Origin of the sequence: Acidovorax facilis, assembly GCF_023913775.1 — a bacterium.
Lineage (GTDB): Bacteria > Pseudomonadota > Gammaproteobacteria > Burkholderiales > Burkholderiaceae_C > Acidovorax > Acidovorax facilis.
The window spans coordinates 1-21,890 of the sequence record NZ_JAMXAX010000052.1 but is presented as its reverse complement, the minus strand read 5'-3'; the positions used below and the strand labels follow the sequence as shown (position 1 = coordinate 21,890).

The 21,890-nt window shown below is 65.8% G+C and carries 19 protein-coding genes; 3 read left to right on the top strand and 16 right to left on the bottom strand.

What is annotated here, in order from left to right; translation table 11 throughout:
- Positions 1–15: 15 nt before the first annotated feature.
- The 7 genes from NFX52_RS15525 to NFX52_RS15495 form a co-directional block, all read right to left on the bottom strand.
- Positions 16–882: a class III extradiol dioxygenase subunit beta gene (locus NFX52_RS15525; protein ID WP_055398478.1), complete on the bottom strand. Its 867-nt coding sequence runs from the start codon at positions 880–882 to the stop codon at positions 16–18.
- Positions 883–884: 2 nt separating this feature from the next.
- Positions 885–1,325, bottom strand: a complete 441-nt coding sequence (gene ligA / locus NFX52_RS15520) for a protocatechuate 4,5-dioxygenase subunit alpha (protein ID WP_252635713.1) — start codon at positions 1,323–1,325, stop codon at positions 885–887.
- Between the two features lie 4 nt (positions 1,326–1,329).
- Entirely contained in the window at positions 1,330–2,259 is a 930-nt protein-coding gene (locus NFX52_RS15515; protein WP_055398480.1) for an amidohydrolase family protein, read from the bottom strand.
- Between the two features lie 35 nt (positions 2,260–2,294).
- Complete coding sequence (locus NFX52_RS15510; RefSeq protein ID WP_055398481.1) at positions 2,295–3,302, bottom strand: Bug family tripartite tricarboxylate transporter substrate binding protein; 1,008 nt, start codon at positions 3,300–3,302, stop codon at positions 2,295–2,297.
- A gap of 97 nt (positions 3,303–3,399) precedes the next feature.
- A complete protein-coding gene (ligK, locus tag NFX52_RS15505; RefSeq protein WP_055398482.1) occupies positions 3,400–4,083 on the bottom strand; it encodes a 4-carboxy-4-hydroxy-2-oxoadipate aldolase/oxaloacetate decarboxylase in 684 nt (227 codons plus the stop codon).
- Between the two features lies 1 nt (position 4,084).
- Positions 4,085–5,119: an amidohydrolase family protein gene (locus NFX52_RS15500; protein WP_055398483.1), complete on the bottom strand. Its 1,035-nt coding sequence runs from the start codon at positions 5,117–5,119 to the stop codon at positions 4,085–4,087.
- Positions 5,120–5,155: 36 nt separating this feature from the next.
- The gene (locus tag NFX52_RS15495; protein ID WP_082437453.1) at positions 5,156–5,848 is read right to left on the bottom strand and encodes a substrate-binding domain-containing protein; all 693 of its coding nucleotides are present in this window, start codon (positions 5,846–5,848) and stop codon (positions 5,156–5,158) included.
- Positions 5,849–6,018: 170 nt separating this feature from the next.
- Between NFX52_RS15495 and NFX52_RS15490 the strand changes: the two genes are divergently transcribed.
- Entirely contained in the window at positions 6,019–6,969 is a 951-nt protein-coding gene (locus tag NFX52_RS15490; RefSeq protein ID WP_055398484.1) for a LysR substrate-binding domain-containing protein, read from the top strand.
- Positions 6,970–7,074: 105 nt separating this feature from the next.
- On the opposite strand, the gene NFX52_RS15485 is transcribed toward NFX52_RS15490, so the two are convergent.
- From NFX52_RS15485 to NFX52_RS15460, 6 genes are all read right to left on the bottom strand, one after another.
- Positions 7,075–8,022 (bottom strand): NAD(P)-dependent oxidoreductase, encoded by a 948-nt coding sequence (locus tag NFX52_RS15485; RefSeq protein WP_055398485.1) that lies wholly within the window; start codon positions 8,020–8,022, stop codon positions 7,075–7,077.
- 14 nt (positions 8,023–8,036) lie between these two features.
- On the bottom strand, positions 8,037–8,999 hold the full coding sequence (locus tag NFX52_RS15480) for a Bug family tripartite tricarboxylate transporter substrate binding protein (protein WP_055398486.1): 963 nt from the start codon (positions 8,997–8,999) through the stop codon (positions 8,037–8,039).
- Positions 8,999–10,318 carry a TRAP transporter large permease gene (locus tag NFX52_RS15475; protein WP_055398487.1) on the bottom strand — a complete coding sequence of 440 codons (1,320 nt, stop codon included), beginning with the start codon at positions 10,316–10,318 and terminating at the stop codon, positions 8,999–9,001. The genes NFX52_RS15480 and NFX52_RS15475 overlap by 1 nt, the downstream gene beginning before the upstream one ends.
- Positions 10,315–10,803, bottom strand: a complete 489-nt coding sequence (locus NFX52_RS15470) for a TRAP transporter small permease (protein ID WP_055398488.1) — start codon at positions 10,801–10,803, stop codon at positions 10,315–10,317. The genes NFX52_RS15475 and NFX52_RS15470 overlap by 4 nt, the downstream gene beginning before the upstream one ends.
- A 102-nt stretch (positions 10,804–10,905) precedes the next feature.
- Positions 10,906–11,943, bottom strand: a complete 1,038-nt coding sequence (locus tag NFX52_RS15465) for a TRAP transporter substrate-binding protein (protein ID WP_055398489.1) — start codon at positions 11,941–11,943, stop codon at positions 10,906–10,908.
- A gap of 216 nt (positions 11,944–12,159) precedes the next feature.
- Positions 12,160–12,948: a GntR family transcriptional regulator gene (locus tag NFX52_RS15460; RefSeq protein ID WP_055398490.1), complete on the bottom strand. Its 789-nt coding sequence runs from the start codon at positions 12,946–12,948 to the stop codon at positions 12,160–12,162.
- Positions 12,949–13,236: 288 nt separating this feature from the next.
- Here NFX52_RS15460 and NFX52_RS15455 point away from each other — a divergent pair, with 288 nt between their 5' ends.
- Both NFX52_RS15455 and NFX52_RS15450 read left to right on the top strand, forming a co-directional pair.
- On the top strand, positions 13,237–14,292 hold the full coding sequence (locus tag NFX52_RS15455; protein ID WP_055398491.1) for an aromatic ring-hydroxylating dioxygenase subunit alpha: 1,056 nt from the start codon (positions 13,237–13,239) through the stop codon (positions 14,290–14,292).
- Positions 14,289–15,254: a PDR/VanB family oxidoreductase gene (locus tag NFX52_RS15450; RefSeq protein WP_055398492.1), complete on the top strand. Its 966-nt coding sequence runs from the start codon at positions 14,289–14,291 to the stop codon at positions 15,252–15,254. Before NFX52_RS15455 ends, NFX52_RS15450 begins: the two co-directional genes overlap by 4 nt.
- 183 nt (positions 15,255–15,437) lie before the next feature.
- On the opposite strand, the gene NFX52_RS15445 is transcribed toward NFX52_RS15450, so the two are convergent.
- From NFX52_RS15445 to NFX52_RS15435, 3 genes are all read right to left on the bottom strand, one after another.
- Positions 15,438–15,788, bottom strand: a complete 351-nt coding sequence (locus tag NFX52_RS15445) for an HPF/RaiA family ribosome-associated protein (RefSeq protein WP_055398493.1) — start codon at positions 15,786–15,788, stop codon at positions 15,438–15,440.
- A 279-nt stretch (positions 15,789–16,067) separates the two neighbouring features.
- On the bottom strand, positions 16,068–18,077 hold the full coding sequence (locus NFX52_RS15440) for an adenylate/guanylate cyclase domain-containing protein (protein WP_055398494.1): 2,010 nt from the start codon (positions 18,075–18,077) through the stop codon (positions 16,068–16,070).
- On the bottom strand, positions 18,049–21,618 hold the full coding sequence (locus tag NFX52_RS15435; RefSeq protein ID WP_055398495.1) for a TonB-dependent receptor domain-containing protein: 3,570 nt from the start codon (positions 21,616–21,618) through the stop codon (positions 18,049–18,051). The genes NFX52_RS15440 and NFX52_RS15435 overlap by 29 nt, the downstream gene beginning before the upstream one ends.
- Positions 21,619–21,890: the final 272 nt, after the last annotated feature.

Genomic DNA, 21,890 nt, shown 5'->3' with positions numbered 1-21,890 from the left:
CCTTTGGCGTGTTTTTTACGTGTTCTCAAGAATCAGGTGGCCCACGGCGGTGTTGGACGCGGGCACATGGTAGAAGCGGTGCGCCAGCTTGGGTGGCTTGCCACCGGCCACATCGGCCATCGCGCCACGCGCGATGAGCCACATCACCAGCTCGATGCCCTCGCTGCCCGCCTCGCGCACATAGTCGATGTGCGGGATGCTGGCAGCGGCCTCGGGGTCGTTGATGAGCTTGTCGAGGAAGGCGTTGTCAAACTCTTTGTTGATGAGGCCGGCGCGCGGGCCCTGCAGCTGGTGGCTCATGCCACCCGTGCCCCAGATGTGCACGTTCAGGTCTTCGTCATAGCTCTCCACGGCCTTGCGGATGGCCTGGCCCAGGTTGTAGCAGCGGCGGCCGCTGGGCACGGGGTACTGCACCACGTTGACGGCGAACGGGATAACCGGGCAGGGCCAGGCGCCCTTCACGGGGTCTTGTTCGCCAAACATCAGCGACAGGGGCACGGTCAAGCCGTGGTCCACGGCCATCTTGTTGACGATGGTGAGGTCAAAGTCCTGCTGGATGACCGACTGCGCAATGTGCGCGGCCAGGTCAGGATGACCAATGACCTTGGGCACGGGGCGCGGGCCAAAGCCCTCATCGGCCACTTCATATTCGGCAGCGGTGCCGATGGCGAACGTGGGGATCAGGTCCAGGCTGAAGGCCGTGGCGTGGTCGTTGTAGACCAGGAAGATCACGTCGGGCTTGTTGTCCTTGATCCACTGCTTGCCAAAGTCATAGCCCGCGAACACGGGCTTCCAGTAGTCCTCGTGGGTCTTGCCCAGGTCCATAGCCGCGCCAATGGCTGGCACATGCGATGTGAACACGGAGGCGGTGATTTTGGCCATCGTCAAATTCCTTTCTTGCCCGCGCTGCCTTGCGGCTGGCGGTGCGCCTGGGCGTCGCCATCTTCGCCCACGTAGCGGTTGCCTTCGGCGCTGCGGCCGCCGTTGATCATCATGTTGCGGTATTCCTCTTCGGTCATGCCGGTCATGCTGCCCGCCATCTGCTGAAAGCTCTTGCCGTCGGTCGAGCCGATCTTGGCCAGGAAGTAGATGTTGCCGCCCAGGCGAATGCACCAGTTCAGGTCGCGCGCCAGCACGGCCTGCTTCTGCTCTTCGGTCATCGCCCATTCGTCCAGGTAGGCGCGTTCGTTGGCCTTGAAGCGGACGCGGTTCTCGGCCTTCATCAGGCTCATGCAGAACTGGTTGAGCCAGCAGCCCTTGCGGCTTTGCTCGGCGTCGAAGATGGTCGTGCCGGGCACGTCGAGGTAGGGTTTATCGAGAGACATGGTGTCAGTCCTCCACGGTGACTTCTTCGGGCCAGTACAGGCGCATGGGGTTGTCCACCAGCAGCTTCTTTTGCAACTCCGGTGTCGTTGCGATGTGCGGGATGAAGTCCACCAGCAGGCCATCATCGGGCATGTGGTCCTTGAGGTTGGGGTGGGGCCAGTCGGTGCCCCAGAGCACACGGTCGGGGAACTCTTCCACCACGCGGCGGGCGAAGGGGATCACGTCGGTGTAGGCGTTCTGCTCGCCATTCAGGGCCTTGGGGCCGGTCACAGAGAGGCGCTCGGGGCAGCTCACCTTGCTCCACACATTGGGGTGCTGGCGCATGAATTTCAGGAACAGTTCGAACTCCGGTCCATCCACGGGCTTGCTCACATCGGGGCGGCCCATGTGGTCCACCACCACGGTGGTGGGCAGGGCGGTGAAGAAGTCCCACAGCTCGGGCAGGTCCACCGCCTCGAAGTAGATCACCACATGCCAGCCCAGTTGGTGGATGCGCGCGGCAATCTCCATCAGCTCGTCCTTGGGCGTGAAGTCCACCAGGCGCTTGACGAAGTTGAAGCGCACGCCGCGCACACCGGCGTCGTGCATGGCCTGCAGTTCTTCATCGCTGACCGAGCGCTTGACGGTGGCCACGCCACGCGCTTTGCCGCCCGAGTGCACCAGAGCATCAACCATGGCGCGGTTGTCCGCGCCGTGGCAGGTGGCCTGCACCACCACGTTGCGCGCAAAACCCAGGTGGTCGCGCAGCGCATACAGCTGGTGTTTGCTCGCGTCGCAGGGCGTGTACTTGCGCTCGGGGGCGTAGGGGAACTCGGCGCCGGGGCCGAACACGTGGCAGTGGGCATCCACGGCGCCTGCGGGCACCTGGAACCGGGGTTTGCTCGGACCCGCGTACCAGTCGAGCCAGCCAGGGGTTTTTGTGAATTCGCTCATGCGCGTACTCCTTGGTTTTTTTGCAGGCTCGCAGATCAGTCGAGGGACACGTTGGCCTTGCGGATCACGTCGCCAAAGCGCTGGCTCTCGTCCTTGACGAACTGGTTGAACTGGGCGCGGGTGGTGGGGAACTGCTCGTAGCCAAAGGTCTTGAACTTCTCGGCCACTTCGGGGCCGGTCAGGGCCTGTTCGATGTCCTTGCGGATCTTGTCGGCCACGGCAGCGGGCAGGCCGGGCGGCACGGCAATGGCGTTCCAGCCCGTGACGGCAAAGTCCTTGGGGCCACCCGATTCGGCCACGGTGGGCACGTCGGGGAACTCGGCCGAGCGCTGGGGCCCGGCAAACGCCAGCAGGCGCAGCTTGCCCGCGCGGTACAGCGGGCCTGCTGTGGCGGCGCTGCCCAGCGCAAAGTCGATCTCGCCGGTGGAGACCGAGGTGTAGAGCTGCGTGGTCTCCTTGAAGATCACGTGCTCCATCTGTGTGCCGGTGGCCGATTCGAACAGCTCCGAGCCCAGGTGCACCGGGTTGCCCACCGACCAGCTGCCGTAGTTGAGCTTGCCGGGGCGCGCCTTGGCATCGGCCACGATGTCGGCCACGGTTTTGTACTTGCTGCCCGTGCCCACAGTGAAGAAGAAGTGCGTCTTGAACAGCGGCAGCAGCGTGTCGAAGTCCTTGGCCACGTCGTAGGGCAGCTTCTTGAACAGGCTGGGGTAGGCGGCCAGGTGCACGTTGTCCAGGATGAGCAGGTCGTGGCCGTCCTTGGCGCCGCGCTTCCAGGCGTCGATGGCGATGAAGCCGTTGCCACCGGGGCGGTTTTCCACGATCACGCCCGTGCCCCAGGTGCGCGAGAGCTTGTCGGCCACCAGGCGGGCCACGCCGTCGGGGCCACCGCCCACGGGGAAGGGGCTGATGATGCGCACCTGCTTGGTGGGGAACTGCTGCGCGGCAGCGAATTGCGGCGCCAAAGCTGCGGCCGCGGCCACGCCCAATGCCAGGGACAACGTGCGGCGGAGACGGAAAGAGGGAGACACAGAGAACGTCATGGAATACAGAACAGAAGAAAAACGATAGCTATAAAATTAGTAGCTGCTAGCGCTTATTGAATAAGCGCTAGAGGCCAAAAAGACTTGAGACCGGGGTTCAGTCGATGTACCTGAGGCCTGCCTTCTCCAGGCCGGGGCGCATGTTGTACATGTCCAGGCCCAGCACGCCGCTGGCGAGCTTGGCGCGCTTTTCGCCTTCAAAGCTTTCGCGCTTTTGCGCGGCTTCGAGCGTCTGCACAGCGCGGGCGGCAGGCACACACACCACGCCGTCGTCGTCGGCCACGATCACGTCGCCCGGCGTGACCAGCGCACCAGCGCACACCACGGGGATGTTGACCGAGCCCAGCGTGGCCTTGATGGTGCCCTTGCTGCTGATCGCCTTGCTCCACACGGGGAAGTTCATTGCCTGCAGCGTCTTCACGTCGCGCACACCGGCGTCGATGATGAGCGAGCGGGCGCCACGGGCCTGGAAGCTGGTGGCCAGCAGGTCGCCAAAATAGCCGTCGGTGCACTCCGAGGTGACGGCTGCCACCACGATATCGCCGGGCTGGATCTGCTCGGCCGCCACATGCATCATCCAGTTGTCGCCGGGCTGCAGCAGCACGGTGACGGCTGTGCCGCTGACCTGCTGGCCGCCGTAGATGGGGCGCATGTAAGGCTTGAGCAGGCCCACGCGGCCCATGGCCTCGTGCACGGTAGCCGAGCCGAGGGCAGCCAGGCCGTCAGCGGCTGCGCGGTCGGCACGGGTGATGTTGCGGTAGACAACGCCAAGTTCAAACATTTCAGAGCCCCTTTGCCTTCAGGCGTGAATCGAGTCGGGAGAAAACACGGCGCGTGTTGGCTTCGTAGATCTGGTGCTTGTCTTCGGCACTCAGGATCGTGGACGCCTCGATATAGCGCTTGGTGTCGTCGTAGTAGTTGCCGGTAGTGGGGTCGATGCCGCGCACCGCGCCAATCATTTCGCTGGCGAACAACACGTTCTTCACCGGGATCACGGTGTTGAGCAGGTCGATGCCGGGCTGGTGGTACACGCAGGTGTCGAAGTACACGTTGTTCATCAGGTGCTCGTCGAGCAGGGGCTTCTTCATCTCCTGCGCCAGGCCACGGAACCGGCCCCAGTGGTACGGCACCGCGCCGCCGCCGTGCGGGATCAGGAACTTGAGCGTGGGGAAGTCCTTGAACAGATCGCCCTGGATCAGCTGCATGAAGGCCGTGGTGTCGGCGTTCAGATAGTGCGCGCCGGTGGTGTGAAAGCACGCGTTGCAGCTGGTGCTCACGTGGATCATGGCGGGCAGGTCGTACTCCACCATCTTTTCGTAGATGGGGTACCAGTGCTTGTCGGTCAGCGGCGGGCTGGTCCAGTGACCGCCGGAGGGGTCGGGGTTCAGGTTGATGCCCACGGCGCCGTATTCGTGCACGCACTTTTCCAGCTCGGGGATGCAGGTGGCGGGATCGACACCGGGCGACTGCGGCAGCATGGCCACGGGCACGAAGTGGTCGGGGAACAGCGTGGAGACGCGAAAGCACAGCTCGTTGCAGATGGCCGCCCAGGTGCTGGACACGTTGAAGTCGCCAATGTGGTGGGCCATGAAGCTGGCGCGCGGGCTGAACAGCGTAATGTCGCTGCCGCGCTCCTTCATCAGCTTGAGCTGGTTGGTCTCGATGGACTCGCGCAGCTCGTCGTCGCTGATGTGCAGGTCTGACACTTTGGGCATGGCCGCGGGGTCTTTGATGCCGGCGATCTGCGCATTGCGCCAGTTCTCCAGCGCCTTGGGGGCCGTGGTGTAGTGGCCGTGGCAGTCGATGATGAGGCTCATTTTTTGGGTGCTCCTGGAAGGTGTTCTTGTGATTGGTTAGGCAGGGGTCATGCCTTGTTTTTGCTTGGCTTCGGCCGCAGCGGGCGAAGCCAGGTAGGCCAGCAAGGCGCGGGCAGCTTCCGGCTGTTGCGACAACGCGCCAATGCCCGCTGAAAACGTGGTGGTGATCTGGATGGCGGGTGGCAGCGGGCCCACGATCTGGATGCCCGGCACGTGCAGCAGCTCGCTCAACTGTTGAAAGCCCAGCGCCACCTCGCCCTTCGCAACCAGCGAGCCCACGGGCACGCCGGGGGGCGCCTGCACCATGCGCGGGGCGATCTGGTCGGCAATGCCCCAGCGCTCGAACAGCTTGGCCAGCGCCACGCCGCTGGGGCCGGTGGACAGGCTGATGCTGCGCGCGGCCAGCACGGCCTGTCGCACGGCGTCTTCGGTGCTGATGTCGGGCAGCGGTGCGCCCTCTGGCACGGCCACGGCCACGCCAGAGTGCACCCAATCCACCTTGCTGCCGGGCAGCAGGTGGCCCCCAGCGAGGAGCTTGTCGATGGCGTCGGAGGCGAGGATGACCACGTCGAAGGTTTCACCAGCCGCCACACGCTTGGCCGCGTCCACGCCGCCCACCGATTCGATGGCGGCCTGCGTGCCCGATTGCTGCGCAAACCCGGCCCCCAGATCGGCCAGCACCTGGCGCGTGGCCATCGACGAAATGCCGCGAATTTCTGGGGGGGTCATGCTGTGTCTCCTGCCGGGCTGCGGGTGGCCCGCGCGTTGCGTGCGCTGGGGTTCCATGGCGCTGATTGTGGTCAGCGCAGGGCCAAACAAGAAGGCGGCACCGGCACTACCAGATATATCATTCCGTGATCGTTGACTTGGAGCTATTCAAATAGCAGAGAGCATTCCCCATGGACCTCAAGCAGATCGAATACTTTGTGCGCGTGGCCGAGCTGGGTAGCTTTACCCGGGCTTCTGTGGTGCTGGACATTGCCCAGCCCGCCCTGAGCCGCCAGGTGCGCCTGCTGGAGGTGGAGCTGCGCCAGAACCTGCTGGTGCGCAATGGCCGGGGTGCCACACCCACCGAGGCGGGCAAGCTGCTGCTGGAGCATGGGCGGGGCATCCTGCACCAGGTGGAGCGTGCGCGCGAAGAGCTGGGCCGCGTGCGCGGCGCCCTCGCCGGGCGTGTGGCCATCGGCCTGCCGCCCAGCATTGCCAAGGTGCTGACCGTGCCGCTGACCCGCGCCTTCCGCGTGAAGCTGCCCGATGCGGCGCTGGCCATCAGCGAAGGGCTGTCGGTGGCCATGCGCGAGTCGCTGACCACAGGGCTGCTCGACATTGCGCTGCTCTACAACACGCCCCCTGCGCCGGGCATCGAGATCACTGCTCTGCTGGAGGAAGACCTGTTTCTGGTGCAGCGCCGCGCCGTGGGCCAGAGCGAGGCGGAGGCCGATACCCTGGCCCGCACGCCCCTGCCGCTGGACGAGCTGCCCCGCTTTCCGCTGGTGATCCCCACGCGCCCCAACTCGATCCGCATGCTCGTGGAATCGGAACTGGCCGCGCGCGGCAAACGCCCCCAGATCAGCCTGGAGATCGACGGTGTAGCCGCCATCCTGGACCTGGTGGCCGATGGCGCGGGCTGCGCGGTGCTGCCCATGAATGCGGTCACCACGTCGGGCAAGCCCGAGGTGTTCATTACGCGGCCGATTCTGGGTGCGAGCATGGATGGCGAGGACAGTGCAAGGCTGCGCAGCAAGCTCTTCTTGGCAGTGAGTTCGCAGCGCCCGGCCACGCTCACGCAGCAGGCGATGGCGGAACTGATTCGCAGCACCTTGCAAGCGTTGTACAGGAGCCCCCCCTGAGGCGCTGCGCGCCCCGGTGCAGCCGCCCGAGGTGGCAGCTCTTCGCGAACGTCCAAGCCTGTACAAGCAGGCTTGGAGCAGAGGCCCATCAAAGGGACCGAGGCGTCAGCCCGCGGCCCCAGGTGATGACAAACTTTCTAACAAGCGATCCGCATAGTCCTGCCAGCGCGCGTCCTGGGGCAGACCTTGAAAGATGCCTTCGCGCGCCAGGTCGGCCACCCACTGCTGCTTGTCGGCAATGGCTGATGCCATCAGCGGCGCCATGCCTGCTTCACCCACGGTGCGGGCCGACTCGCGCATCTCTTCGGCGCGGCGCTGGCCGTGCTGCACCACGCGGCTGAAGAAGTAGCTTCCCTGCTTTTGCCAGTCGATGGACGGAAAGGTCTCAGCCAAGGTGGGCAGCACATGGTCTTCCACACCGTAGTGGCGGGCCGTTGCATAGCTCTCCATCACCAGCGCCTCCAGCCCCTTGATCATGACGCTGCGGCACATCTTGATGGCACTGGCCACGCCCAGCTGGTCGCTGACCGGCTTGGCGTCCATGCCCCACCCGTGCAACACAGGCGCCAGCGTGGCGGCGTGGGGGCCTCCGAGCAGCATGGGGACGGCGATGCCATAGGGCGGCACCGACGTCATCACCCCCGCCTCGACGTACCGGGCGCCACGCGCATGGATCAACGCGGCGGCCTGCTGCTTGGTGCCGGGGGACGCGGAATTGAGGTCCAGAAAGAACGCGCCAGGCGCAATGTGCAGCGCCACCGCCTCGGCCACCGCCAGCGTGTTGCTGGCCGTCACGGCCGACACGATGAGCTGGCGCCCGGCGCACAGGGCCGCAACGCTGTCGGCCGCAACCGCGCCCGCCACCTGTGCGTGGGCGAGCGGCTCGGGGCCCTTCGCAGGGTCGATGAACTTCAGGTCCCATACCGCCAGATCGCTCACACCGGCGTTGCGCAGGCCCGCTGCAAAGATGCGGCCCACCTCGCCGTAGCCGACGATACCCAGGCGGTCCACGCGGTCCACAGGGGGCAAGACTGGGTTCTCTTCGGTCTGCATGGTGCTATCAGGTTTCATTGCTTGGGGATGCCCGCGCGCTCCATCACGGCGCGCCAGCGGTCGATGTCGGTTTTGAGCAGGGCAGCGGCCTGCTCCGGTGTGGAGGTGCGGGGCTCGACGTTGAGCGCGCGCAGCTGCTGCTGCACAGCGGGTGTCGCCACAGTGGCCACCACCTCGCGCTGCAGCCGGTCCACCACCGCGCGCGGTGTGCGCGAGGGCACGGCCAGCGCGTTCCATGAAGCGGCCACAAAACCCTTCACGCCCAGCTCCACCGCCGTGGGCGCATCGGGCAACACCACAGAGCGCTGCTCGCCCGTGACCGCCAGCACACGCAACGCCCCGGCGCGCACCTGCGGCAAGGTGGGGCCCAGAATCTCCACGCCCACATCCACCTGCCGACCCCGCAGCGCGGTGATGAGTGCGGGCGTGCCGTTGAACGGCACCACCTGCGCATCAATGGCCGCGCTGCTTTTGAACAGCTCGGCCGCCAGGTGCTGGGTGCTCCCGATGTTGATGCTGCCGATATTGAGTTGGCCTGGATGGGCCCGCGCATGCGCCAGCAGCTGGGCCAGCGTGCGGTGGGGCGAATCGGCAGGTACCAGCACCGCGATATCGAAGAAACCCAGCGTGCTGACCGGAGCGAAGTCGGCCAGCGTGTCGTAGGGCAGCGACTTGAAAAGGCTTGCGGATACCGCCGTGCCGTTGGACAGCAGGAACAGCGTGTGCCCGTCAGGCTCCGCGCGTGCGACCGCATCGGCAGCCGCCACACCCCCGGCGCCGGGGCGGTTGTCGATGACCACGGGCTGCCCCAGCCGCGCGGCCAGCCCCGTGGCCACGGCGCGTGCAGTGAGGTCACCCACGCCGCCCGCCGCAAAGGGCACAACGATGCGCAGCGCCTTGGTTGGAAATGCGGGCTGCGCACGCAGCACGGTGCAGGGGGTGAGGCCCAGCGCGAGGAGTGCTGCCCGGCGATCCATCAGCCGACGAACTGCACCAGCCACAAGGAGATGGGCGGAAACACCAGCAGCAGCGTGGTCCGCACCACATCGCTGGCGAGGAAAGGCATGACGCCCTTGTAGCTCTCAGCGATGGGTACGTCTTTCGCAAGGCCATTGACCACGTACACATTAAGGCCCACGGGCGGCGCAAGCAAGCCAAACCCCACCGTCATGAGCACCATGATGCCAAACCAGATGGCTGTGTGCTCCTGCGACATGCCGAAGTCCAGGCCCATGATCACCGGGAAGAAAATGGGGATGGTCAACAAGATCATGGACAACTCGTCCATCACCGCACCCAGCACCACGTAAAAGAGCAGGATGCCGGCCACCACCATATAGGGCGAAACGTTCCAGCCCTGGATCAGGCCCGCCAGCTGACCAGGCACCTGCGTCAATGCGAGCGCCGTGTTCATCATGTCGGCGCCAATGAAGATCATGAAGATCATGGCGCTGGCAGACGCGGTGGACAGGAAACACTGCTTGATTTTCTCCAGTGTCAGTTCGCGCTTGAGCAGCGCCGCAAGGAAGGTGCAGGCCACGCCTACCCCCGCGCCCTCGGTGGGTGTGAACAGGCCGCCATAGATGCCGCCAAACACCACCAGGAACACGATGGCAATGGGCAGCACTCCCAGCAGGGCCTGCAAGGACATCTTGGGAAGATCGACGGTGTGGTCCGGCGCATGGCCGGGGCGGATGCGCACGTAGATCGCAATCGCGATCATGTAGCCCAGCATGGCGATGATGCCGGGGATGGTGGCCGCAGCAAACAGCTTGGCGATATTCTGCTCGGTCAGGATGGCGTAGATCACAAGAGGCACCGAGGGCGGGATCAGAATGCCCAGCGTGCCCCCCGCCGCCAGCGTGCCGGTGGCCAGGCGGCCGGAGTAGCCGTGCCGCTTCATCTCGGGCAGCGCCACCGACGTGATGGTGGCTGCGGTGGCAATGGACGAGCCGCAAATGGCGCCAAAGGCCGCACTCGCCGCCACCGCTGCCATGGCCAGCCCGCCCTTGAAGCGCGCCATGAGCACGCTGGCAAACTGGAACAGCGCCTTGGAGATGCCTCCCTGCGTGGCGAAGTTGCCCATGAGGATGAACAGGGGGATCACCGACAGGTCATAACTCGCAAACCGCGCAAAGGCCAGGCCGTTGAGGTTGTTGAGAAACGGCGGTAGCCCTACCTGGTAGAGGTAGCCAAAGGCACCAGCGCCAAACATCGCCGCCGCAATGGGCACACGCACCACCATGAGCGCAAGCATCACACCAAAAATCGAAAGAGCGAGGGCCAGCGGGCTCATGCGGCATCCTCTTCTTCAATTTCAATGTGCGCCGGGCCGAAGGCCTGCACCAGGGCAATCACCCCCGTCAGCAACAGGGGCGGCACCATGGCAGCGTACGTGATCCATTCAGGAAACCCAAGCATCATGGTGGTGGTCATGGAGTTGCGGGCACTGAGCCCACCCGTGGCCGTGCGCCAGGCCAGCACGAGGAACATAGCCGATAGCAGCAGTGCGCCGAAGCGGTCCAGCCGGGCATTCACGGCCGAGGAGGCCCGGGCGGTGAAAAAGTCCACGATGATGTTCTGGCTGCGCAACTGGCACCAGGGCATGAACAGCGCGATCGCGGCCCCTGCGGCCACGGCCGTGAGTTCGTAGTCGCCCAGGACAGTCCAGCCCGTGGTGTTGCGGCCCACAATGCTTGCACAGGTGACCAGCGTCACCCCCGTGAGAATGACCCCGGCCAGCACCGCGCAAGCCTGGGCGAGAAACGATAGGAACTTCAAGGCAGGGTCCTGTCAAAAAATCAAACCGATCCATTCCGGTACCCACCAGAGCGGATCGGCATGGAGCAGCGCAATCGGGTGCGCCTGGCGACACCGCCGAGGTTATCGGCTGTGCTTTTCGATCAGGGCCCGCGCCTCAGCAGCAAGCTTGGCACCGTCGATGCCCTTGCCCTTCACCTCGTTGATCCAGTCGGTTTCCACACTGGCAGCCGTGCGGCGCCAGCGCTGCGTCTCGGCCAGGTCCAGGGCAACGATGTTGTTCTTGGCGCGCTCGGCAATCTGGCGGCCCACCTTGTCGCCCTCGTCCATGGCGCGGCCAAACATGGCGGCGGTCTCGATGCCGGAGTTCTTGTCGATCACGGCCTTGAGGTCCGGCGGAAGCTTGTCATAGCTGGCCTTGTTCATCGAGAACGCAAAAGTCTGCGTGTACAGGCCTTCCTTGCCAGCAAAGGTCGTGTGGTTGCGCACCAGCTCGGTCACCTTCAGCGAAGGCGTCACCTCCCACGGGATGGTGGTGCCGTCGATGGTGCCCTTGCTCAGCGCATCGGTCACGGCAGGGACAGGCATGCCAACCGGCGTGGCGCCCAGCTTGGTGAGCATGTTGCTGATGATGCGCGAGCCACCGCGCACCTTCATGCCGCGCAGGCTTTCCAGGCCGGTGACGGGCGTCTTGGTATGGAACAGGCCAGGGCCGTGGGTGTGCACGGCGATCAGCTTGACGTCCTTGAACTCATCGGCCGCGAACTTCTCGACGTATTCCTGGATGGCGCGCGAAGACGCTTCAGCGTTGCCGCTCATGAAGGGCAGCTCGAACACTTCCGTCTTGGGGAAGCGGCCCGGGGTGTAGCCCAGCACCGTCCAGGTGAAGTCCACCACGCCATCGCGCGCCTGGTCAAACAGCTGTGGCGGCGCGCCGCCCAGTTGCATGGCGTGGAACAGTTGCACCTTGATCTTGCCGCCCGAGTCGGCCTCGACCTTCTGGGCCCAGGGCACCAGGGCCTTGGCCGGGATGGTGGCCTGGGGTGGGAGCATCTGGTGCAGCCGCAAGGTCACGGTCTGCGCCATGGCACTGCCAGCCACCGTTGCCAGGGCCGCCGCCCCCAGGGCCGTCAATGCGGCGCGTCGCTTGAAGAAGTTCATTTTTTGTCTCCGGTCTCGATTTATCTGCACATCTGCGAGGCCACACCCCAGGGCCGCAGAGAATCTGCGGCATGGAGCGGGACACTGTCCCGCCCCCACTGTGCATGCAGTCGCATCCACATGCCAGTTCTATGACGGACTTTCAGCTATGCCGTAACGTTATGAAACCGGTGAAACCCGCAGACCCTGCAACCCTCGCGCTTGGTGGGTTGCCCGTCACCCCCGCCGAATGAGCGTGAGGGCGGGCATGTCGGCATGCACCTGCCCACCGGCCTGGCCCGACAAGGCTGCACGCAGGTTGCGCTGCGCGAGGCGCGAGTGCTCGCGCATGATCGCCTCGGCCCGCGCGCCCTCATGGTGCTCGATGGCGTCCAGCAGCTGGCGATGCTGGTCTTGGGCCACCACCAGCAAGTCGCGCGCCTGCGGCGAATGGGTCTGCACCATCACAAAGGCCGAGGGCGACGCAAACGGCAAGCCCTTGACCCGCTCCAGCTCCCGCGCCACCACATCGCTGCCCACCATGCGGCCCAGCAGCAGGTGAAAACGTGCGTTCAGCTCCACATAGCGCGAGAAACCCACGTCGTCCAGCGTGGAAGGGGCCAAGGTGGTGTCGATGGCATCCAGGCAGGCATGGGCGTCGGCCAGCACGGCGGCATCCACCCCGCGCTCGGCCGCCAGGCGCGCGGCCAGCCCTTCCAGCGTGCCGCGCAGCGCAATGGCGTCGGCCACATCGGTTTCGGAAAAGGTGCGCACGGCGTACCCACCCCCTGGCAGCAGCTGCAGCAGGCCCTCTTGCTCCAGCCGCATGAGCGCGGCGCGGATGGGCGTGCGCGACACCCCCAGCTTCTCGACGATGGCCAGCTCGGCAATGCGCGCACCGCCCGGCAACTCGCCCGCCAGGATCATTTCACGCAGGCGCAGCTGCGCCTTCACCGACTGCGAAGCGCCACCTTCGGCAGCGTCGCCCGGGGCGGAATCCGCCAGGAGGGGCTCAGAGAGGTTCATGTGGAGTGTGCGGAGAGATGATCAAAAAAACCATACAACCAAGGCTTGGGGCAGCCCGGCGGCCCATTAATGTATACATACAAAAACCAAATCAACTAGAAAATTCAAAAAATAGCTTCAAAAACAAGGGCGTATGCGATATACCCATTCGCGATAGCTGATTTTCAACGATTGAATGTATACATCGAATGGCCTTTTTTGCACAATCCGCTTCACAACACCAAAGCGCTGAAGGCGGCCTGCGGGCCAGGCCAACAACATCCCACCACCCCACGGAGAGAGACAAGCATGTTTCCCAAAAACGCCTGGTACGTAGCCTGCACCCCTGACGAGATTGCCGACAAGCCCCTGGGCCGCACCATCTGCGGCGAGAAGATCGTCTTCTACCGCCCCGCGCCCGACCAGGTCGCCGCGCTGGACGACTTCTGCCCCCACCGGGGCGCACCACTGTCGCTGGGCACGGTGTGCGAAGGCCACCTGCAATGCGGCTACCACGGCCTCAGGGTGGAATGCACGGGCAAGTCGGTGTCCATGCCCGGCCAGCGCGTGCAAGGGTTTCCCAAGGCGCGCAGCTTTCCGGTGGTGGAGCGTTACGGCTTCATCTGGGTGTGGCCCGGCGACGCGGCGCAGGCCGACCCCGCCACCATCCACCACCTGCCCTGGGCCAACAACCCCGAATGGGCTTACGGCGGCGGGCTGTACCACATTGCCTGCGACTACCGCCTGATGATCGACAACCTGATGGACCTGACGCACGAGACCTACGTGCACTCCACCAGCATCGGCCAAAAGGAGATCGACGAGGTGCCCTGCAAGACCCGCGTGGAGGGCGACGAGGTGATCACCAGCCGCTTCATGGAAGGCATCGAAGCGCCGCCCTTCTGGAAGATGGCGCTGCGCATGAACGGCCTGCCCGACGACCAGCCGGTGGACCGCTGGCAGATCTGCCACTTCACACCACCCAGCCATGTGCTGATCGAGGTGGGCGTGGCGCTGGCGGGCAACGGCGGCTATGACGCGCCGGCGGACAAGAAGGCATCGAGCATCGTGGTGGACTTCATCACGCCCGAGACCGAGACTTCGATCCACTACTTCTGGGGCATGGCGCGCAACTTCAAGCCGCAAGACCCCTCGCTCACCACGCAGATCCGCGAGGGCCAGGGCAACATCTTTGCCGAAGACCAGGACATGCTGGAACAGCAGCAGCAGAACCTGCTGCGTTACCCCGACCGCAAGCTGCTCATGCTGAACATCGACGCAGGCGGCGTGCAGTCGCGCAAGATCCTGGACCGCATCATCGCGGCCGAGCAGGCCGCCGCTGCACCCCCGGCGGTGGCCGCATGACCGCGCAGGAAACGATCCAGGTCCGCGTCGTCAAAAAGCAGGCCGAGGCCGAAGGCATTGCCAGCTTCGAGCTGGCGCGCGTGGACGGCGCCGCGCTGCCCCCGTTCAGCGCGGGTTCGCACATCGATGTGCATCTGCCCGGAGGTTTGACGCGGCAGTATTCGCTGTGCAACGCCTCGCACGAATCGCACCGCTACCGCATTGCCGTGCTGCGCGATCCGGCGTCGCGTGGCGGCTCGGTCGCCATGCACGACAGCGTGCACCAGGGCGATGTGATCACCATCAGCACACCCCGCAACCACTTTGCGCTACACCCCGCGCAGCGCACGGTGCTGCTGGCCGGTGGCATTGGCGTCACGCCGCTGCTGTGCATGGCCGACCGGCTGGCGCGCACGGGCGCCGACTTTGCGCTGCACTACTGCACGCGCTCTGCCGAACGCACGGCGTTTGCTGCCGAAATTGCCGCATCGGCCATGGCACCGCGTGTGCATTTCCATTTCGATGCGGGCCCGGCCGAACAGAAGCTGGACATTGCCGCCGTGCTGGCCGCGCCCGGGCCCGACAAGCGCCTGTATGTATGTGGACCGGCAGGCTTCATCGACCATGTGGTGAACAGTGCCAAGGCCCTGGGCTGGGCGCAAGACCACATCCACCTCGAATACTTTGGCGCCCCTGCGCAGGACACCTCGGGCGATCAGGGCTTTGACGTGCGCATTGCCAGCACGGGCAAGGTCTACGCGATTGCGCCCGACGTGTCGGTGGTGGAAGCCCTGCGCAAGGAGGGCATCGACATCCTGACCTCGTGCGAGCAGGGCGTGTGTGGCACCTGCCTCACGCGCGTGCTGGAGGGCGAGGTGGACCACCGCGACATGTACCTGACGGACGAAGAAAAGGCAGCCAACGAGCAGTTCATGCCCTGCTGCTCGCGCGCGCGCAGCAAGCTGCTCGTGTTGGATTTGTGAAGTTGAACACCCCCTGAGTCGCCTGCGGCGCCTTCCCCCTGAAGGGGGACGACGCCCTCGCTGCGGGGCGGCCCTTGCCAGGCGTCCCCCGCGTGGGGCTCGCGAGGGTTTGGCTGAAAACTCCTGAATTGATAGCTGCTAGCGCTTATCTATCAAGCGCTAGCAGCCAATTTCACTCAAAACTCACTCTTCCACGGCCGTGCGGATCGTGTCGCGGCCGTGCCGGTCTTTGACGCGGCCCAGGTCGGTGTCGAGCGCGCGGGCCAGTTTGTCCACAGCGCCGATGAAGGCGTTGGCCATCTTGTCGGCTTCGTCGGTCACAGTGACCGGCTGGCGGCCGGTCACGCGGGCCTCGATGCGGCAGCGTTTGTCATTGGCGCCGGACTTGCCCGCATCCAGATCTGACAGAAACACCTCCAGCCGCGTGATGTGGTCCTGAAAGCGCGTGAGGCGGCTCTTGGACTCGTCCGTGATCCATTGCGCGAGCGACTCGCCGCCGTGGATGTGGTCGTCGGTGTTGACTTGTACTTGCATCAGAGTTCCTTTCAGATGACGTTGCTCAGGGGTCCATGATGGCACCGCAGGCCTTGACCCCGGTAAACACATGTCAAAACATCCTAAAAACCTGTTCAAGGTCTTTTCGGGGATCGCATTGGAGTGCCATCGGGATGAGTGGAAGCTTCGGATGCGCCGCATGGGCTCGTGCCCATGCAAGCAGCCGGGGCGCCAAAGCTCCGAGTTCATCGGCCCGATTTCACTCCAACCCTTCGGGCAAGTGCCTTGTGCGACCCCGAAAAGACCTTGAACAGGCTCCTACAACTTGTCCAGCGCCACGGCGGGCGACCAGTCGCTGCCAACGGGCAAGGCGCGCGCCTCTGCCACGCGCTGCTGCAGGCGCAGCGCCGCCGCATCCCCAGGCACGCGTGCCAGCACCTGCGCCAGATAGCCGCTGGCACCGTCCCAATCGCGCGCGTGGAAGGCATTGAGCGCGGCCAGGCTGGCATCCCGCACAGCGGCATCGTCACACGGTGTAAACACACGCACGGGCTCGGTTTTTCCCTTCACGACCACATCATCGAGCGCGCGCAGAGCCACCGAGGAAGGCAACTGCGCGGCGGTGGCGGCAGAGAGCAGGATGCCAGTGCCAAAGGCCTTGTTGGCGCCCTCCAGCCGTGCGGCCAGGTTCACCGCATCGCCAATCGCGGTGTACGAAAAGCGCTGCTCCGACCCCACGTTGCCCACCACCACCCGCCCCGTGTGCAGGCCAATGCGCATGTGGATGGGCGGCAGGCCCCGCGCACGCAGGTCGGCCACCAGCACCTGCATGGCCTGCTGCATGGAGATGGCCGCAGTCACCGCGTGCTCGGCGTGCTGCGGGTCGTCGAGCGGCGCCCCCCAAAAGGCCATCACCGCGTCGCCGATGAACTTGTCCACCGTGCCACCCGTGGCGTGCACGATGGGCGTCATGGCGTTGAAATACGCGGTGAGCACTTCCACCGTCTGCTCGGCACTCAGCTGCTCCGATAGCGTGGTGAAGTTGGCAAGGTCGGTGAACATGAGCGTGACCTCGCGCGCCTCGCCGCCCAGGCGCATCAGCTCGGGCTGCGCAATGAGGCGCGAGACCACGGCGGGCGGCACATACTGCGCAAACATCGCCCGCGTCTGGCGCGCGCGCCGGCGCACAAAGGCATAACCCGCCAGCGCCGCTGCGCCGTAGACCGCCAATGCCGCCGCCGCAGGCAGCAAGGGCGGCCACCACAGCTGAAAGCGCCCGAACAGCCACCACGAGGCCCCCGCTATCGCCGCCACCAGCGCCGCCGCCAGCGCTGCGGCGCCCGCCGGGTGCAGCCTGCGGTTGCCCCATAGCAGCAAGGGGACCAGCAGCGCTACGAGGGCCAGCGTCCAGCCTTCGGGCACGCTGCGCAGCCCGCCGCCGGTGAGGTAGTTGTCCACCAGCGTGGCCTGCAGTTCCACGCCGGGAAACAGGCGCTCGCCCCCTGCGGTGCCAAACGGTGAATTGAACAGGTCGGCCTGCGACCGCGACAACTCGGTCGCGGTGCGCGCCGAGCGCCCCACCAGCACGATCTTGTTCTTGAAGAAGCCCGCTGGCAGCAGGCCCGGCTCCAGCGCCTGGTAGTACGAGCGCGTGTCAAACGTGCCGCGAGGGCCCCGGTAGCCGATCCAGTCGAAGTGGCGCAGCACCGGCAGCTTGCCGCTCGCCTCGGCCGCGCGCTGGGCCAGCCGCAGGGCAAAACCCTCGCGCGCCACGGGCACACGGCGCACCACAAAGTCATCGTCGGGCTCCACCCCGGCATCGCCCGCATCGGCTCCGGCGTCCAGAAACCGCTGCAGTGGCATCACGTCCAGCCACAGCGCAGCGTTGCTGCTGTCGATCTTTTCACGGGTGGCGGCCAGCACCACGGGGCCGGTCTCTGCGATGGCCTGCGCCAGCGCGGCATCTTCGGCTTCGGTTGATGGGTCGGCGAACACGATGTCCAGGCCCACGGCGGCGGCACCCTCATCGTGCAAACGCTGCAAAAGCGCTGCATGCACGCTGCGCGGGAAGGGCCAGGTGTGTTGCAGCTCTTGAAACGTGGGTTCGTCAATCGCCAGGATCACCACGGGCAGCGCCGTGCGCTGCGGCGCAGTCCAGGCCGTGAGCACGTCGAAGGTCTTGAACTCCAGCGCGTGCCAGGTGCGGCTGAACGTGGCCGCACCCACCAGCAGCAGCGCCAGCGCGCAGGCTGCCAGCGCGTAGACCTGTTGCTGGCGCCGGACCGCTGGCGATGCGGAATCAGAAACGGTAGCGCGCGTCCAGAACATACCGGGTCTTTCTGCGGTCTGACTTCGGCGCCCACAGGTTCAATGCGGCCACCCCCACCACCCAGTGTTTGTCCTGCGATTCCCAGAAACCCATCAGGTCCAGGCCCCAGCCGGGTGCCATGCGCGTGAGGTTTTCCTTGTCTTCAAAACGCTCCGACCGGTACACCGCACGGCCGCTGACATAAAACCGCTGCGGGCTGACCCAGGTGGCGCCCAGCACTGCGGTGTGGCGCGGAATGTAGGGGATGCGCCCTGCCGGCCCTTCCGTGTCGTAGATATGGCTTTCGCTGCCCTGGTAGAGGTACTTGGCGTAGCCCGACCAGCGCCGGTTGAACATGTGGTTGACACCGGCACCGAGGGTCTTGAGCGTGCCGCTGTCAAAGCTGGGGGAGTCTTCCAGCAAGTCGGTATTGGAGAGGTTGACCAACTGGGTGTTGCGCATCTCCTCCAGGAAAGGCAGGCTCGGCGTGCGCAAGTCGACACCCACCATGCCGGGGTTGCGCACGCGCAGGTGGTCTGCGCGCAGGCTCAGGAAGGTGTTGGCGCCCAGTTCCATGCCCAGTTGCGCCACGGTGCGCTTGTGGCGCCCACCAGCTTCCACGAGCCGGTCTTCCACGGGAATGCCCGCTGTTTCCACGCTGGTCAGGGTGGACACGCTGAGCGGCCGCAGCCAGTCTTGGTAGGCCATGCGCACCATCGTGCCTGCGGCGGGTTGCCAGACAACGCCGATACGCGGCGTGACCACACGTTCCATGTCTGCCCGACGCGCTGCCTCGTCGGTAACCAGATCAAGGTTCGCGAGGTAGTAGCGAGTAAAGCCGTCCACGCGGTGGCGAATCTGCTGAAGCCCCAGTGCGGCGTCCAGGTTCAACGCGGCGTCCAACCGCTGGGTGGTCGCCAGGGTGAGGCCGGTATACCGCCGGTCAATCCGGTTGTAGCCCAACGCAATCAAATAGTCCGTGTAAAGCCCCACACCGGGGATGTCGGCCGCCACCACGCTTTCGCCTGCCAACACATTGTTCTGCCGCTCACGCACGTGCTCCAGCGCAAGGCTCCAACGACTGCCCGGTGCCGTGTCCAGGGTGTGGCGCAACTGCAGATCGGTCAACTGTTTGCGTGGTGCAGTGCTGAAGCTTGTCACCGTCACCAAAGGCGGGTCGATATACACCGTGGGGTAACGCAGATACTCGTTGTTTTCCACACTGCGGCCCAGCTTGATCCATGTCTGCTCCGTCGGCCCCCAGCGGTACGCTAGGCCCAAAGCGCCTTGGCTGTTCGTGTTGTCAATGGACGTCTCAGGCAGGTTCTGGCTCCGCATGCGGGCCTCGAACTGGTTCCCATAGGCAAACAGATTGATGCGTTCCGTGGGCTGCATGCCAACACCTGCAGTCACGGCGCGCCCGGTCAGATCGCCATAGCCGCCCCGCACCGCCGGGGCCTGATTGTTCAGCAGATCAAAAGGCAACTCGCTCACGCTGACCGACTGCGCTTTGAAGAACCAGGAAGTGGGCACATAGCTGTTGTTCATGCCATTGAGCGTGATGGCGGGTGCACGCGACCGTGCATCCTCCTTGTCCAGCGTCACCCCCACCGCCCCATGCGCCCCGGGTTGCTGCAGCAGCGACGAATACCGCTGGCTCGCCCCAAACGCCATCGGGTCTGTGAGGAAACCCTGGAACAGCGCCGAGTTCTTGTTGAACTCGCCCGCATACCGGTCTGCCAAGAACAGGTGGCTTCCGCCCCAGTACGGATAGAAGCTCTGCTGCGCCAGTTCCAGCGCCCAGTCTTCCATGCCAAAGAAGGCCATGGAGGCACCCAGGTTGGCGCTGCCTTTCTGGTCGTTGGCGACCTGGTTGAGCGACTTGAGGTAGGGCATGCGTTGCACCGCTGCGCGCGCAGCCTCCACCGCTTCGCCGGGCTGGAACAGGTCGGTGTGGATCTGTGCCAGCAGCATGTAGGGCACGGGGTCCTTGTCGTCCAGGCTGCTGGCCTGGCGCAGCGTGGCCAGTGCGTCCTGGTGGCGGCCGAGCTGGTAGTACGCCACGGCCGTCCAGGTTTTGGCGCGGGCGTAGCGGGGCTCCATAACGCCCGCGCGCAAAAAGGCATCCAGCGCGGCCTGAGGGTCGCCCTGCTTGAGGTGCAGCAGCCCCTGGCCGGTGAGTGCCACGTAGTCCGCCGGGTTGTCGCCCAAAGCGGTGGCAAAGGCCTGGCCCGCCTCGGTGAACTGGTTGGTGAAGGTTTCCAGCGTGCCCAGTTCGCCCCAGGCGCCGGGACTTTGGGGCGACAGCGCCAGCGCCTGCTGCAGATTGGCGCGGGCGGGGCGGGCGTCTTCGCGTTCGGTGTGGGCACTGCCCAGGCCCTGCCAGCCCCGGGCGTCTTGCGGCGCGAGCTGCGTGGCCTCGGTGTACGCACTCAGCGTGCCGGGGGCATCTCCCCGGCGGCGGGCCAATTCAGCCCGCACCATCGCAAGCTCTGCATGCGCCGTGCCCTGTGCCGGGGCCAGCGTGGCGGTGGCCTCGTCCACGCGGTCGCTCAGCAGTTGCACCCGGGCCAGCTGGGCCACCAGGGCCGGGTGCGCGGGCCAGCGCTGCAGGGCGGTGCGCAGCGTGGTGGCCGCGGCGGCGGCGTCGCCTTCCATGAGCAACACGTCCGACTGCATGAGCCAGACCGGCAACGGGGCAGCCGGTGTGGCCGTCTGGCGGGCCAGCTGTTCGCGTGCAGCGAGGACATCGCCCGCCTGCAGTGCGATGGCAGTCTCCATCACGGCCACCCAGGGTGCGGGTGCGCTGCCGTTTGCTTTCGCCTGCGCCAGCGCGGCACGCGCGGCGGGCAGATCGCGGGCCACCAGCGCGGCGCGCACCGGGGCAAGCGCTTCGGGCACGGGTTCAGCAGAAAGGTGCGGCAGCGGGTCGGCGCGCAGGGCGTTCACCCACTGGATGCGGTCGCGCGGCTGGCTCAGCACCAGCTTGACCGGGGCCTTGCCCACCTCGGCATAGGCAGCCTCGTTGGCGCCCACCGACACCTGCCCCTGCGCATTGGAGAACTCCACCGTGCCCGACAGCACGGTCAGCAAGGTACGGCCGTCGTCCTCCACGCTGATGTCCCAGTCGGTGCCCCGGATCGCCGCCGTGGCGGCCGGGGTTTCCAGGTTCAGCCGCGAGCCATCGGCGCGGCGCGTCTGCGTCCAGGCCCGGCCCGCGTTGAGCAACAGCGTGGTCACCGGCTGGGCGGGTGTGGCCACGCCCTTGACCTGCAGCACCGTGTTCTGGTGCAGGCGCAGCTGGGTGTCGTCGGCAAACAGCAGGGCCATCCGCGCGGCTTGCCGGGTGCGCACGAAATCGCCCGTGGCCAGGGCCTGGGCCGGGCGAGCGGGCTGCCAGTCGGCTGCAGCGGCGGCACGCTGGTCGCCCGTGCCCTGCAGGCTGACGATCTCGGCGGCAGCACCTGCGGGCACAGCGGCCTGGGCCAGCAGCGGCCAGGCCAGGGCGGTCAACGTGGCCAGCGCCGTGAGCGCGGGCAGGCAATGCTTCTTGTGGGACATGTCGTGGGCTTTCGGGGAAGGCTGGAGGGGCACCACCTGGCGCAGCCTCCCTGGCGCCCGGCGAGCAGAAATTATGGCCAGCCCACCGCCCCAACCGGCCTCTTGCGAGACACCGCACGGTTGCATTTTCATGAAGAAAGCCACATTTCGTAGCACTGCTTTACCGGCGGCAGGCCTCGCGCGGCCCTGCACGGCCCCTTCCTACAGACGTGGCGCGGGGGCGGTGCTACAAATTGGTAACCCAAGATTGCATTGATCACACGCCCCGCGCG

Excerpts from the sequence above, each read along its gene's own strand:
- NFX52_RS15525 (WP_055398478.1), bottom strand. The coding sequence starts at position 882 with ATGGCCAAAATCACCGCCTCCGTGTTCACATCGCATGTGCCAGCCATT.
- ligA (WP_252635713.1), bottom strand. The coding sequence starts at position 1,325 with ATGTCTCTCGATAAACCCTACCTCGACGTGCCCGGCACGACCATCTTC.
- NFX52_RS15515 (WP_055398480.1), bottom strand. The coding sequence starts at position 2,259 with ATGAGCGAATTCACAAAAACCCCTGGCTGGCTCGACTGGTACGCGGGT.
- NFX52_RS15510 (WP_055398481.1), bottom strand. The coding sequence starts at position 3,302 with ATGACGTTCTCTGTGTCTCCCTCTTTCCGTCTCCGCCGCACGTTGTCC.
- ligK (WP_055398482.1), bottom strand. The coding sequence starts at position 4,083 with ATGTTTGAACTTGGCGTTGTCTACCGCAACATCACCCGTGCCGACCGC.
- NFX52_RS15500 (WP_055398483.1), bottom strand. The coding sequence starts at position 5,119 with ATGAGCCTCATCATCGACTGCCACGGCCACTACACCACGGCCCCCAAG.
- NFX52_RS15495 (WP_082437453.1), bottom strand. The coding sequence starts at position 5,848 with ATGACCCCCCCAGAAATTCGCGGCATTTCGTCGATGGCCACGCGCCAG.
- NFX52_RS15490 (WP_055398484.1), top strand. The coding sequence starts at position 6,019 with ATGGACCTCAAGCAGATCGAATACTTTGTGCGCGTGGCCGAGCTGGGT.
- NFX52_RS15485 (WP_055398485.1), bottom strand. The coding sequence starts at position 8,022 with ATGCAGACCGAAGAGAACCCAGTCTTGCCCCCTGTGGACCGCGTGGAC.
- NFX52_RS15480 (WP_055398486.1), bottom strand. The coding sequence starts at position 8,999 with ATGGATCGCCGGGCAGCACTCCTCGCGCTGGGCCTCACCCCCTGCACC.
- NFX52_RS15475 (WP_055398487.1), bottom strand. The coding sequence starts at position 10,318 with ATGAGCCCGCTGGCCCTCGCTCTTTCGATTTTTGGTGTGATGCTTGCG.
- NFX52_RS15465 (WP_055398489.1), bottom strand. The coding sequence starts at position 11,943 with ATGAACTTCTTCAAGCGACGCGCCGCATTGACGGCCCTGGGGGCGGCG.
- NFX52_RS15460 (WP_055398490.1), bottom strand. The coding sequence starts at position 12,948 with ATGAACCTCTCTGAGCCCCTCCTGGCGGATTCCGCCCCGGGCGACGCT.
- NFX52_RS15455 (WP_055398491.1), top strand. The coding sequence starts at position 13,237 with ATGTTTCCCAAAAACGCCTGGTACGTAGCCTGCACCCCTGACGAGATT.
- NFX52_RS15450 (WP_055398492.1), top strand. The coding sequence starts at position 14,289 with ATGACCGCGCAGGAAACGATCCAGGTCCGCGTCGTCAAAAAGCAGGCC.
- NFX52_RS15445 (WP_055398493.1), bottom strand. The coding sequence starts at position 15,788 with ATGCAAGTACAAGTCAACACCGACGACCACATCCACGGCGGCGAGTCG.
- NFX52_RS15440 (WP_055398494.1), bottom strand. The coding sequence starts at position 18,077 with ATGTTCTGGACGCGCGCTACCGTTTCTGATTCCGCATCGCCAGCGGTC.
- NFX52_RS15435 (WP_055398495.1), bottom strand. The coding sequence starts at position 21,618 with ATGTCCCACAAGAAGCATTGCCTGCCCGCGCTCACGGCGCTGGCCACG.